This window comes from Variovorax sp. S12S4, from assembly GCF_023195515.1.
Taxonomy (GTDB): domain Bacteria; phylum Pseudomonadota; class Gammaproteobacteria; order Burkholderiales; family Burkholderiaceae_C; genus Variovorax.
This window is the reverse complement of record NZ_JALPKR020000002.1, coordinates 5,167,536-5,179,959: the sequence shown is the minus strand read 5'-3', so window position 1 is coordinate 5,179,959 and position 12,424 is coordinate 5,167,536. Positions and strand designations below refer to the sequence as shown.

Annotated in this window: 13 protein-coding genes and 1 tRNA gene; 10 read left to right on the top strand and 4 right to left on the bottom strand. The window is 65.1% G+C overall.

All coding sequences use genetic code 11. The annotated features are described in order from the left end of the window. Positions 1 to 27: 27 nt before the first annotated feature. Together ispD and ispF are read left to right on the top strand one after the other, a co-directional pair. Complete coding sequence (gene ispD / locus M0765_RS25405) at positions 28 to 741, top strand: 2-C-methyl-D-erythritol 4-phosphate cytidylyltransferase (protein ID WP_258506728.1); 714 nt, start codon at positions 28 to 30, stop codon at positions 739 to 741. After that, positions 738 to 1,226 carry a 2-C-methyl-D-erythritol 2,4-cyclodiphosphate synthase gene (gene ispF / locus M0765_RS25400; RefSeq protein WP_258506725.1) on the top strand — a complete coding sequence of 163 codons (489 nt, stop codon included), beginning with the start codon at positions 738 to 740 and terminating at the stop codon, positions 1,224 to 1,226. Before ispD ends, ispF begins: the two co-directional genes overlap by 4 nt. 19 nt (positions 1,227 to 1,245) lie before the next feature. Here the strand turns inward: ispF and M0765_RS25395 are convergent, their stop codons facing one another. Continuing rightward, entirely contained in the window at positions 1,246 to 2,655 is a 1,410-nt protein-coding gene (locus M0765_RS25395) for a sensor histidine kinase (RefSeq protein WP_258506717.1), read from the bottom strand. A 76-nt stretch (positions 2,656 to 2,731) separates the two neighbouring features. Beyond that, positions 2,732 to 3,463 carry an osmolarity response regulator transcription factor OmpR gene (gene ompR, locus M0765_RS25390; protein WP_126749638.1) on the bottom strand — a complete coding sequence of 244 codons (732 nt, stop codon included), beginning with the start codon at positions 3,461 to 3,463 and terminating at the stop codon, positions 2,732 to 2,734. A 172-nt stretch (positions 3,464 to 3,635) separates the two neighbouring features. Between ompR and M0765_RS25385 the strand changes: the two genes are divergently transcribed. Together M0765_RS25385 and M0765_RS25380 are read left to right on the top strand one after the other, a co-directional pair. Beyond that, positions 3,636 to 3,992, top strand: a complete 357-nt coding sequence (locus M0765_RS25385; protein ID WP_258506709.1) for a hypothetical protein — start codon at positions 3,636 to 3,638, stop codon at positions 3,990 to 3,992. A 52-nt stretch (positions 3,993 to 4,044) separates the two neighbouring features. Then, complete coding sequence (locus tag M0765_RS25380; RefSeq protein WP_258506707.1) at positions 4,045 to 4,755, top strand: SIMPL domain-containing protein; 711 nt, start codon at positions 4,045 to 4,047, stop codon at positions 4,753 to 4,755. Between the two features lie 39 nt (positions 4,756 to 4,794). On the opposite strand, the gene M0765_RS25375 is transcribed toward M0765_RS25380, so the two are convergent. Then, complete coding sequence (locus M0765_RS25375) at positions 4,795 to 5,565, bottom strand: 3-hydroxybutyrate dehydrogenase (RefSeq protein ID WP_258506706.1); 771 nt, start codon at positions 5,563 to 5,565, stop codon at positions 4,795 to 4,797. A 26-nt stretch (positions 5,566 to 5,591) separates the two neighbouring features. Here M0765_RS25375 and M0765_RS25370 point away from each other — a divergent pair, with 26 nt between their 5' ends. The 6 genes from M0765_RS25370 (at position 5,592) to rimO (ending at position 11,581) form a co-directional block, all read left to right on the top strand. Further along, positions 5,592 to 6,587, top strand: a complete 996-nt coding sequence (locus M0765_RS25370) for an alpha/beta fold hydrolase (protein WP_258506701.1) — start codon at positions 5,592 to 5,594, stop codon at positions 6,585 to 6,587. Positions 6,588 to 6,645: 58 nt separating this feature from the next. Further along, complete coding sequence (locus M0765_RS25365; protein ID WP_258508456.1) at positions 6,646 to 8,835, top strand: RelA/SpoT family protein; 2,190 nt, start codon at positions 6,646 to 6,648, stop codon at positions 8,833 to 8,835. 48 nt (positions 8,836 to 8,883) lie between these two features. After that, positions 8,884 to 8,960: transfer RNA gene (locus tag M0765_RS25360), tRNA-Val, on the top strand. 170 nt (positions 8,961 to 9,130) lie between these two features. Beyond that, positions 9,131 to 9,499, top strand: coding sequence for a hypothetical protein (locus M0765_RS25355; RefSeq protein ID WP_258506700.1), 369 nt, complete (start codon positions 9,131 to 9,133; stop codon positions 9,497 to 9,499). A gap of 73 nt (positions 9,500 to 9,572) precedes the next feature. Continuing rightward, positions 9,573 to 10,133 (top strand): polyhydroxyalkanoate synthesis repressor PhaR, encoded by a 561-nt coding sequence (gene phaR / locus M0765_RS25350; protein ID WP_041946121.1) that lies wholly within the window; start codon positions 9,573 to 9,575, stop codon positions 10,131 to 10,133. Positions 10,134 to 10,174: 41 nt separating this feature from the next. After that, on the top strand, positions 10,175 to 11,581 hold the full coding sequence (gene rimO / locus M0765_RS25345) for a 30S ribosomal protein S12 methylthiotransferase RimO (RefSeq protein WP_157614200.1): 1,407 nt from the start codon (positions 10,175 to 10,177) through the stop codon (positions 11,579 to 11,581). A gap of 336 nt (positions 11,582 to 11,917) precedes the next feature. Here the strand turns inward: rimO and M0765_RS25340 are convergent, their stop codons facing one another. Continuing rightward, positions 11,918 to 12,310 carry a YkvA family protein gene (locus M0765_RS25340; RefSeq protein ID WP_258506696.1) on the bottom strand — a complete coding sequence of 131 codons (393 nt, stop codon included), beginning with the start codon at positions 12,308 to 12,310 and terminating at the stop codon, positions 11,918 to 11,920. Between the last annotated feature and the right edge of the window lie 114 nt (positions 12,311 to 12,424).

The window sequence follows — 12,424 nt, the reverse complement described above, 5'->3', positions numbered from 1 at the left end:
GACGGCCCTTGGCCGCTGCCGGACCCCATGTCTTCCTCCCGATTCTTCGTGCTGATTCCTTGCGCCGGTTCCGGCCACCGTGCGGGTGGCGTGCAGCCCAAGCAATACCAGCGGATCGCGGGGGCGTCGATGGTGGCCCACACGGTGGAGGCATTCCGTGCGCTGGCAGGCCGTTTTGCCGGGCTGGCGGTAGTGGTGTCGCCCGAAGACCGCGACATTCAAGCGGCGCTGCCGCGCTTTCCGTCCACGGGTGAATTCCTGCTGCAGGTAGGCGGCGTCACGCGCGCGGCCACGGTGCGCAACGGCCTGGCGGCGCTGCGGCAGAAGGGGGCCGGGGCGCATGACTGGGTGCTGGTGCACGACGCGGCACGCTGCCTGGTCACGTCGAGTCAGATCGAGGCGCTGATCGCGGCTTGCGAGCACGACGCCGTCGGCGGGCTGCTTGCGCACCGGCTGGCGGATACGCTGAAGGTTTCTTCCGGCGACAGCCGGGTGTCGCAAACGCTGCCGCGTGCCGACAAATGGCTGGCGCAGACGCCGCAGATGTTCCGCGTCGGCATGCTGCTCGATGCGCTGGAGCGCACGGGCGATGCAGTCACGGACGAAGCCGGCGCCATCGAGGCGATCGGCCTGTCGCCGCTGCTGGTGCCGGGCAGCGCGCAGAACTTCAAGGTGACCTTCCCCGAAGACTTTGCGTTGGCCGAAGCGGTTCTGCTCGGTCGCAAGAAGGACTCGGTATGACAGCGCCGTTCAACATTCGCGTCGGCGAAGGCTGGGACGTTCACCAGCTCGTGGCTGGGCGCAAGCTGATCCTGGGCGGGGTCGAGGTGCCGCACACCACCGGCCTGCTGGGGCATTCGGATGCCGACGTGCTGCTGCATGCCATTACCGACGCCCTGCTCGGCGCGGCGGGGCTGGGCGACATCGGCCGGCATTTTCCCGATACGGACGCGCAGTTTCGCGGCGCGGATTCGGCCGTGCTGCTCGGCGAGGCGGCGCGGCGCGTGCGTGCCGCGGGCTGGGAAATCGGCAATATCGACAGCACCGTGATTGCGCAGGCGCCCAAGCTGGCGCCGCACATTCCGGCGATGTGCCAACGCATTGCCGAGACGCTGGGGCTTGCGCCCGAGCAGGTCAACGTGAAGGCCAAGACGGCCGAGAAGCTCGGCCCCGTTGGCGAGGGCCGGGCGATGGAAGCGCGCGCCGTGGCGCTGCTTTACCGCTGACCGGCGGCCGCACTCCGCCCTACGCCCGCCGGCTGGGGGCCTCGGCCGGTTTTGGCACCGGCATGGCGCGCGGCATGCGGATGTGCGCCGCAAGGCCGCGTCCCGGCGTGCTGGTGAGCGCAAAGGTGCCGCCCATGCGCTCGATGTTCTTGGCAACGATCGACAGGCCGAGGCCGGCGCCGGCCGCCGAGGTGCGCGCCACGTCGCCGCGGAAGAAGGGCTTGGTCAGCTGCGAGAGCAGGGCCGGCTCGACGCCCGCGCCGTGGTCGCGCACCTTGATGAGCACCGCATCGTTGTTGGCTTGCGCCTGGATCACCACGTCGGCCACGCCGGTGGAAGGCGTCTTGCCGTAGCGCCGGGCGTTTTCCACCAGGTTGGAGATCACGCGGGTGAGCTCGACCTCGTCGCCCATCACGCGCAGGTCGGGCGGCACGTCGACGCGGATGTTCATTTCTTCGTAGTCCTGCACGGCGTAGGTGCAGGCGTCGACCACGTCCCGCAGCAGCACGGGCTTGGGGTCGACATGGTCGGGGCGCGCGTAGTCGAGAAACTTGTCGATGATGGCGTCGAGCTGGGCAATGTCGGCCGCCATGTGGTCGCGCGCGTCTTCGTCGGACACGCTCATCTCGGTTTCGAGCCGCAGGCGCGCCAGCGGGGTGCGCAGGTCGTGCGAGATGCCGGCCAGCATGATGGCGCGGTCCTGCTCGATCTTGGCGAGCTGGTCGGCCATGCGGTTGAAGCCGATGTTCACCGCGCGAATCTCGTTGGTGCGGGCGCGCTCGTCGAGCCGGTGCGCCTCGTATTCGCCTTCGCGCACCTGCATGGTGGCGCGCGAAAGCTGCTTGAGGGGCAGGTTGATCAGCCGGGTGATCAGCGCCGCGCCGGCCAGCGAGAGCGCCATGGCCGTGCTGAGCCACACCAGCCAGGTACGGCCGCCCACGCGGCTGAAGCGGGTCGGGTCGAGCAGCAGCCAGTAGGCGTCGCTCTCGATGGTGAAGCCGATCCACAGGCCCGGCTCGTCATTGACGCGGCTGGCCACCGTGGTGCCCTCGCCGAGCTGGTCGATCAGCTCTTCGGTCACCCGCTGGTCGAGCGCGCCGCTGGTGTAAGGCTGAAACCGGTCGTTGGGCTCGCGCGGGAGGATGCGCACGCCTTCCTGGTCGGCCAGCGTCTTGATGAGCGACACCCGGGTGATCGCGTCCGAATACACCAGCGCCGCGCGCGTCAGGTTCACAAGCGAGGCGATCTGGTGCGCGGTCTGGATGGCGCGTGGCTCGTATTCGAGCGAGCGGAAAGTCTGCAGCCAGGCGACCGTACAGCCGATCAGCAGCAGTGCGAGCAGGAAGAATGTGCGCCAGAAAAGGCTGAAGCCGAGCTTCAGGCCCGGTCGCCGGTCACGCTGGCCGGTGCCCTCGAGAGGGCTTGGCATCGTGACCTGGGCGCCGTCCTCCTGGGCTGGGCTGGGTCTGGCGGATTGCAGGCCGATGGCCACCTCTGAACGTCGTTCAGGCCGCGCCGTCCGGCACGAACACGTAGCCCACGCCCCACACCGTCTGGATGTAGCGGGGCGCTGCGGCGTCGGCCTCGACCAGCTTGCGCAGGCGGGAGATCTGAACATCGAGGCTTCGGTCGAAGGGCTCGAACTCGCGGCCGCGGGCCAGCTGCGCCAGCTTTTCGCGCGACAGCGGCTGGCGCGGATGGCGCACCAGCGCCTTCAGCATCGCGAATTCGCCGGTGGTGAGCGAAAGCTCCTCGCCGTCCTTCTTGAGCGTGCGCGAACCGAGATCGAACGCAAAAGGCCCGAAGGTCACGGTTTCGTTCTCGGTGGAAGGGGCGCCCGGTGCCTCGAGCGGCGGACGGCGGCGCAGCACCGCGTGCACGCGGGCCAGCAGTTCGCGGGGGTTGAAGGGCTTGCCAAGGTAGTCGTCGGCGCCGACTTCGAGGCCGACGATGCGGTCGACGTCCTCGCCCTTGGCGGTGAGCATGATGATCGGCGTGCGGTCGTTGGCGGCGCGCAGGCGTCGGCAGACCGAAAGGCCGTCTTCGCCGGGCATCATCAGGTCGAGCACGATCAGGTCGACCGTGTCGCGCAGCAGGATGCGGTTGAGCGCCTTGCCGTCCTCGGCCACGATCACTTCGAAACCTTCCTGGGTCAGGTAGCGGCGAAGCAGGTCGCGGATGCGGGCGTCGTCGTCGACGATCACGATCTTGTCAGTGCGAGCGGGAACTTGAGTCATTTCTACAACGTTGAATTTGTAACAGCGCCGATTCTGAAGGCGTTAGGCCCTCGTTGAGCCGGTTTTACTTATGGTTTGACACTAAGTTACAAAACTTGCGGTCGCTCGCTGTCTAGTCATCCGACGTTAGCCCGGCAATGGCAAAGTCCACCTCATTGATGGCTTTCGTTCAATGAGAACTCTTCTTTCCGCGTTTCCGATCATCGTTGCCTGCGGCTGTGGCCCTGCCTTGGCTGTGGCCGGCGACTTTCTCAAGGTTGGCGACGTGCGCCGGAGCGAAGTGCGCGAAGCTGTAGCCGCCCACCGTGCGGCCCAGCGCGACGAGATTCGGCGGGAAGAGGCGGCCGCTGGCCGGCGCCTCACGGCGGCCGAGCTCTTCGAATTGCGGCAGCAGGTGCGAAGGCAGTGGACGCCCCCCGGCACCCCTCCGCGGCCGAATTCGGCAGAATCGCAGCCGGCCGAGCGAATCGCGCCGGCGCCGATTTCGGCCAGCCGCGCGCTGACCTTGCCACGCAGCCAGCGCCGCTGAGGCGGCGCGGCGCGTTTGGCGTCTTGAGTACCAATCCAGGGAGTATCTCGTCTTGAAAAAAATCAAACTGATCGCGGCTTGCGTCGCATTGGCCGCGGCTGGGGCCGCAAGCACCGCCATGGCCCAGAACATGGCCGCGCCGCCGCAGAACGTGCTGCAGCTCACGGCTTCGGGCACGGTCGAAGTGCAGCAGGACCTGCTGAGCATGACGCTCACCACCACGCGCGACGCCACCGACGCCGCCACTGTTCAGTCGCAGCTCAAGGCCGCGGTGGACGCAGCGCTGGCCGAAGCCAAGAAAAACGCCCAACCTGGGCAGCTCGACGTGCGCACGGGCAACTTCAGCCTGTCGCCGCGCTACACCCGCGAAGGCAAGATCAACGGTTGGCAGGGCTCCGCTGAAATGGTGCTCGAGGGCCGCGACTTTCCGCGCATCACGCAGACTGCCGGGCGCATCACCACGCTCAGCGTCGGCAATGTAGGTTTTGCACTGAGCCGCGAGCAGCGCGCCAAGAGCGAGACCGAGGCTCAGACGATCGCCATCGAGAACTTCAAGCAGAAGGCCACGGAACTGGCGAAGGGCTTCGGCTTCGGCGGCTACACGCTGCGCGAAGTCTCGGTGAACGCGAACGACAACGGCCCGATCCGGCCGCGCGTCATGGCGGCATCCGCCAAGTCTTTTTCCGCCGATGCGCCGGTTCCGGTGGAGGCCGGGAAGACCAGCGTGGTCGTGAACGTGTCGGGGTCGGTGCAGCTCAAATAAGAAGCAAGCGCGGCTGGCGCGCCGGCCGCGCCGCGCTGATTACTGGGCCGTCCAGCCGCCGTCCATTTGCCAGGCCACGCCGCGCACCTGGTCGGCGGCGGGCGAGCACAGGAACACCGCCAGGCCGCCGAGCTGCTCGACCGTGGTGAACTGCAGCGAAGGCTGCTTTTCGCCCAGCAGTTCGTTTTGCGCCTGCTCGGCCGAAATGCCTTCGCGTGCGGCGCGGTCGTCGATCTGCTTTTGCACCAGTTGGGTCAGCACCCAGCCCGGGCAGATTGCATTGCTGGTGATGCCGGTGGTCGCGGTTTCGAGCGCAACCGACTTGGTGAAGCCGACGATGCCGTGCTTGGCCGCCACGTAGGCCGACTTCTGCGCCGAGGCGACCAGCCCGTGGGCCGACGCCACGTTGACGATGCGCCCCCAGTTGGCTTCGCGCATGGCCGGAATGGCAAGCCGTGTCGTGTGAAACGCGCTGGTCAGGTTGATTGCGATGATCGCGTCCCAACGTTCTGGCGGAAAGTCCTCGACCTTGGCCACGTGCTGGATGCCGGCGTTGTTCACGAGGATGTCGACGCGGCCGAACCTGGCCGCGGCGAACTTCATCAAGTCTTCGATCTGGTCGGGCTTGCTCATGTCGGCGCCGTGATATTCGGCGCGCACGCCGAGCGTCTCGATCTGCGACTTGGGAGCCTCGGCATCGCCAAAGCCATTGAGCACGATGTGTGCGCCTTGCTGTGCAAGGGCCTTGGCAATGGCAAAGCCAATACCGCTGGTGGACCCCGTGACAAGCGCGGTTTTGCCTTTGAGCATAAAGATCAATCTCCGGATGAATTAGGATGCGACGAGACCATTATCCGCACCAGGACGACTTCGTTTTCATGACCGACCCGACGCTTCATCATGTGGCGTGCGATGACGCCCAGGGCGGTCATCGCATGGCTTATTGGCAATGGGGCGATGCGCGCAGTGCGCATGTCGTGATGTGCGTGCACGGGCTCACCCGGCAAGGGCGCGATTTCGACGTGCTGGCCCAGGCCATCGTGGCGCGCGCCGGCGGCAATGTGCGCGTGGTCTGTCCCGATGTTGCGGGGCGCGGCCAAAGCGACTGGCTGCGCGACCCGGCGCTTTACCAGGTGCCCGTCTATGCGGCCGACATGCTGGCGCTGGTGGGCGAGCTGCACCGCCAACAGCCGATCGATACCTTCGACTATCTGGGTACCAGCATGGGCGGGCTGATCGGCTTTGTGCTGGCGGGTCACAAGCAATTGCCGCTGGCCAGGCCGATACGCCGCTTCGTCGTGAACGACGTCGGCCCGACGATCGAAGCCAGGGCCCTTCAGCGCATCGGCGCCTACGTGGGGCAGGGCGGCCGCTACGACAGCGTGCAGCAGGCGGCCGACGCCGTGTGGTCGATCTCGACCACTTTTGGCCCGCACACGCCGGCGCAGTGGCTTGCCTTGTCGCAGCACATGGTGGTGCCGGCGTCGCAGCGCACGGCCGATGGGTCGGGCAGGCTTGAAGCCGGCAACGATGACGGTTCGGGCCCGTGGGTGCTTCACTACGACCCGGCCATTGCCGTGGCGCTGCGCGCCATCACGCCCGAGGCCGCGGCCCAGGGCGGCGCCGTGATGTGGAGCCTTTACGACGCCATCGACGCGCAAACGCTCGTGACGCGCGGCGCCCAGTCGGATCTGCTCTCGCGCGATACGGCCCTGGCCATGACCGAGCGCGGTCCGCGCGCAAAGCTGATCGAGTTCGAAGGCGTGGGCCATGCGCCGACCTTCATCGACCCTGCGCAGGTCTCCGCCGTCACATCCTTCCTGTTCGATTGAGGCCAACGTGAAGCGCGAGTCTTCCAGCCTTCAAACGGCAAACACGTCCGACGCGGTCATGGTGGACTATCCCTTGTCCGCCGCAACGGCCGATCGCACCCCGGTCATGGAGAACATGCTGGCGCGCGCGCGGGCTTTTGCCGAACCGTTGATTGCCGACGAAAAGCTCGACACCGGCGAAAACACGCTGGCGCACGCCGATGCGGTGGCGGCCATCGTCGCGAAGATGGGCGGCTCCGAGGCCATGCAGGCCGCGAGCTACCTGGTGTACGCCTGCCAGCACCTCAACCGCCCGCAGGAGGTGATCGCCAAGGTGTTCGGCGACAACTTTGCGGCGCTGGCGGTGGAAACCACCAAGCTGGTCCGCGTGCAGGAACAGGCGCGGTCGGCTTCGCAAGGCCACCATCTGTCCGAAGGCGCAGGGGCGCAGACCGAGAACGTGCGCAAGATGCTGCTCGCGTTTTCGCGCGACCTGCGCGTGGTGATGCTGCGCCTGGCTTCGCGGCTGCAGACCTTGCGGCATGCAGCGGCCAGCAAGCAGCCCGCGCCCGAGAGCGTGGCGCGCGAATCGCTACAGGTGTTTGCGCCGCTGGCCAACCGGCTGGGCATCTGGCAGGTGAAGTGGGAGATCGAAGATCTCTCGTTCCGCTTTCTGGAACCCGAAACCTACAAGCTGATTGCGCGCCTGCTCGACGAGAAACGCGTCGAGCGGGAAGGCCACATCGAGCAGCTGCGCTCGCAGCTCGAACGCGAACTGCAGGCCGAGGGCGTGCGCGCCACGGTGCAGGGACGTCCGAAGAACATCTACAGCATCGTCAAAAAAATGCGCGGCAAGTCACTCGACTTTGCGCAGGTGTTCGACATCCTCGCGCTGCGCGTGGTGGTGCCCGACGTGAAGGACTGCTACGCGGCGCTGGCCTGGGTGCACTCGCACTTCCTGCCGATCGACGAAGAGTTCGACGACTACATCGCTCGGCCCAAGCCCAACGGCTACCAGTCGCTGCACACCGTGGTGCGCGAGGTCGTCGACGGCAAGCCGGGCAAGCCGATCGAGATTCAGATCCGCACGGAAGAAATGCATGACCATGCCGAGCACGGCGTGGCAGCGCACTGGGCCTACAAGGAGGCGGGGCACAAGGGCTATGCCGGCGTGTGGGCGAGCGGGGAATACGACGCCAAGATCGCCGTGCTGCGGCAGCTGCTGGCATGGGAGCGCGATCTTTCGGGTGGCTCGCAGGGCCAGGGCCTTTTCGACGACCGCATCTATGTATTGACGCCGGACGCCGCCATTGTGGAGTTGCCGCAGGGCGCGACGCCGGTCGACTTTGCCTATACCGTGCACACCACGCTCGGCCACCGGTGCCGCGGTGCGCGCGTCGATGGGGCGATGGTGCCGCTGAATACACCGCTGTCCAACGGGCAGACGGTGGAGATCATCGCGGCCAAGGAGGGCGGTCCTTCGCGGGATTGGCTCAACGCCGAGCTTGGCTATCTTGCAAGCCACCGCGCCCGCGCGAAGGTGCGCGCGTGGTTCAACGCGCAGATCACGCACGAAACCGTGGCGCGCGGGCGCGAGGCCGTCGAGAAGCTGCTGCAGCGCGAAGGCAAGACCTCCACGCGGCTCGAAGACCTGGCTTCGCAACTGGGGTTCAAGTCGGCGGACCATCTGTTCGAAGTCGTAGGCAAGGACGAGTTTTCGCTGCGCAACATCGAGATGCTGTTGCGTCCGCCGGAGCCCGCGCCCAACCCCGACGACGGCGTGCAGCTCAAGAAGCCGCGCGCGAGCGAAAAGTCCGGCAAGGGCGGCGTGCTGGTAGTGGGCGTGTCTTCATTGATGACGCAGCTGGCCAAGTGCTGCAAGCCCGCGCCGCCCGATGCCATCAGCGGCTTTGTGACGCGCGGCCACGGCGTGAGCGTCCATCGCACCGACTGCAGCAACTTCCGAATGATGGCTTCGCGCGACGGCGAGCGCGTGATCGATGTCGAGTGGGGCGCTGCCAAGGGCGGCGAAGCACCGATGTATGCGGTCGACGTGGCCGTGGAAGCGGCCGACCGCCAAGGCTTGCTGCGCGACATCTCCGATGTGTTCGCACGAGAGAAGATGAACGTGATCGGCGTGCAGACCCAATCGGTCAAGGGCACGGCGTGGATGACTTTCACTGTGGAAATCTCCGATGCCGCGCGGCTTGCGCAGGTGCTTGGCGTGGTGACGGCGGTTGCCGGTGTGCGATCTGCACGTCGCCGCTAAAAAGCGCGTTTTCTCCTGCTACAATAGCTGCTTCTCGGACACATCCTTAGGCGCGTAGCTCAGCTGGTTAGAGCACCACCTTGACATGGTGGGGGTCGTTGGTTCGAGTCCAATCGCGCCTACCAATTTCTGTTTCAACTTCCGGCCAACCACCGGGTCTGTTGAACAGAGCTTTCACCGGGTTCCCCGGTGTCTCAATCGTCCTTGCGGTGAAGCAGACAAAGACCATGGCCATGTTGTTGTGCTACCTTGGCCGCTCTGCAAACCTTTTCCAATTTTCTTGATAAGCGATCTGATGAATACGCGATCAACGCTGGTTGATCGGGCTCATGCCGAGATGCGCCTGGCCGCATTGCTCCGGCAAGCCCCCATTGAATTTGCACGCGCGGTCTACGGCATCAACGACCACGCGAGCGGCCGTACCGAAACCATGGCAGCGCGCGAAATTGCGCGCGCCCTTCAGCAGGGCATTGCAGTGACGCAGGAGCGTGCCGAACAGCGCTCCCGTGCCTACTTGCCCACGGCCGGCCATGAACATTGCCCGCGTTGCTGGGTCGTGTACGGCCACAAGAGCCCATTGCGTTTTCGAGAGGCGACCGCGGAGCGCCCCGAGAGCGCCGGCTGCAATGCCTGCGGCGCCGAATACGCGACAACGCCCGACTGAGGCAGCGGATGTGCGGTCAGGGTAAACCTTGTCGCGATGCAGCAAAACCGCTACCTAGAATTGATCGGATGACATGGGCATCCATGTGAAGGAGTCCGCAGTGCAGAGCAAGAAGTCCGGGGTCAAGCCGGTGCAACGTGTAATCAAGAAGTACCCCAACCGAAGGCTCTACGACACCGAGACATCCACCTACATCACGCTCACCGAGGTGAAGCAGCTGGTGATACAGAACGCCCAGTTCGTGGTGCGCGATGCCAAGACCGGGGACGACCTCACGCGCAGCATCCTGCTGCAGATCATTCTCGAAGAAGAGGCGGGCGGGGCCCCCATGTTCACCGAGCAGGTGCTGGCCAACATCATCCGTTTCTACGGGCAAGCCATGCAGGGCTACATGGGGCCTTACCTCGAGAAGAACATCCAGGCCATGACCGAAGTGCAGGCCCAGCTCGCCGAAAAGGCAGAAGGCCTGACGCCCGAAATGTGGTCGCGCTTCATGACCATGCAGTCGCCGATGCTCCAGGGGCTGATGGGCAACTACGTCGAGCAGTCCAAGAACGTGTTCCTGCAAATGCAGGAACAGATGCAGAAGAATACCGAGCAGGTTCTGGGCGCATTCGGCATCAAACGCCCCTGAAATCCCGGTCCCGGCCGATAGCTGGGACAATAGAGGCATATATGAGCGAAGTTGCCTCCCCCGAACGTACCGCCACGCCGGCTGCCCCCAAGGTCGGTTTTGTGAGCCTGGGCTGCCCCAAGGCCCTTACCGATTCCGAATTGATCCTGACCCAGCTCAGCGCTGAGGGTTACCAGACGGCCAAGACCTTCGAAGGCGCCGACCTGGTGATCGTCAATACCTGCGGCTTCATCGACGATGCGGTGAAGGAGAGCCTGGACACCATCGGCGAGGCCCTGGCGGAAAACGGCCGCGTCATCGTCACGGGGTGCCTTGGCGCCAAGACGGGCGACCAGGGCGGCAATCTGGTTCGGCAAATGCACCCGAGCGTGCTGGCCGTGACCGGTCCGCACGCCACCCAGGAAGTGATGGATGCGGTGCATGCCAACCTGCCGAAGCCACATGACCCGTTCGTCGATCTCGTTCCCAACACCTTCGGCATTGCCGGCCTCAAGCTCACGCCGCGCCACTATGCATACCTGAAGATCAGCGAAGGCTGCAATCACCGCTGCACTTTCTGCATCATTCCCTCGATGCGGGGCGACTTGGTGTCGCGGCCGGTCGGCGACGTGCTCGGCGAGGCCAAGGCCTTGTTCGAGGGGGGCGTGAAGGAGCTGCTGGTGATCAGCCAGGACACCTCGGCCTACGGTGTAGACGTGAAATACCGCACCGGGTTCTGGGACGGCAAGCCCGTCAAGACCCGCATGCTCGAACTGGTGCGCACGCTGGGCGAAATTGCCGAGCCGTACGGCGCGTGGGTCCGTCTGCACTATGTGTACCCATACCCGAGCGTGGACGAAATCATTCCGTTGATGGCGAGCGGGCAGGTGCTGCCTTACCTCGACGTGCCGCTGCAGCACAGCCACCCCGATGTGCTCAAGCGCATGAAGCGGCCCGCCAGCGGCGAAAAGAACCTGGAGCGCCTGGCGCGCTGGCGCGAAGTCTGCCCAGAGCTCGTGATCCGCAGCACCTTCATCGCGGGCTTTCCCGGCGAGACCGAGCAGGAGTTCGAGCACCTGCTCGACTTCATTCGCGAGGCGCAGATCGACCGGGCAGGCTGCTTTGCCTACAGTCCGGTGGAAGGCGCGACGGCCAATGACATTCCCGGCATGCTGCCGGCGGCCGAGCGCGAAGCACGCCGTGCCCGCTTCATGGAAGTGGCTGAAGCCGTGTCGATTGCCAAGCTGCAACAGCGCATCGGCGCAACGATGCAGGTGCTGGTGGATTCAGCGCCCGGCATGGGCCGCAAGGGCGGCGTTGGCCGCACCTACGCCGACGCGCCCGAGATCGACGGCACCGTGCGCCTGCTGCCACCCGAAAAGATCAGCAAGACGCTCAAGGTGGGTGAGTTCACCAAGGCCCGCATCGTGGGTGCCGAAGGCCACGATCTGATCGCTTTGCCGATCTGAGCCGTTCTGTCCTGATTTGCATAGTCAAGACTCAAAGAAAAGCCCGCGGAAGCGGGCTTTTCGATTGGCTTGGGCGGGGCGGCCACGGCCCGGCGGTTGTCAGTCATCCGAGCGCGAAATGACCAGAAGGCTCATGAACAACGCGCCGAGGAACATGCCGATTAACAAGGTGAATGCTGCGATCACGATGGGTTTCCAGTAGGTTTGATGCCCATATTTTCAAACCAAACGTAACCTTTTGTGCGTTTTCAAGTTACCTTTAGAAGCATATTGATGGAAAAGTGTGACTTTCGCCACACTTTTTGAGGACTGAGAGTCGCCTGTACCGTAATACGGCTAGTTCAGCGTGTTTAACCAGGCCCATAAGGCAACGCCGACGGCGATCCAGATCGAAAGGACGAGAACCGCGCCGACGATGCTCCGGGGCTTAGCGCCTTGCTCTTTCATCCACGCGTCCGCGCGGGCACGGCATTCCTCGAGGACGCCCGTGGGAATGAGCCGGATGTTCAGCCAGATCAGGCCAGGCAACAGCAAGGCGTCGTCCAGATAGCCAAGTACCGGAATGAAATCTGGAATCAGATCGATCGGGCTCAGCGCATACGCGACCACAAAGGCCGCAAGGGCCTTTGCGAACCAGGGCGTGCCGGGATGCCGGTAGGCAAACCAAAGCGTGACGGCGTCGCGCTTGATCCGCGAAGCCCACTGTCGGATGTTTTGGAAAATGGACATGGACGAGGAGGGGCGGTCAGGCGGCTCGAGTATGGCGGACGGCAGGGGGGAACGATCGATTGGTGGATCGGGTCGCAACCTTGGCGTGGTAAGGTGCACGGCGGGCTCCAAGGC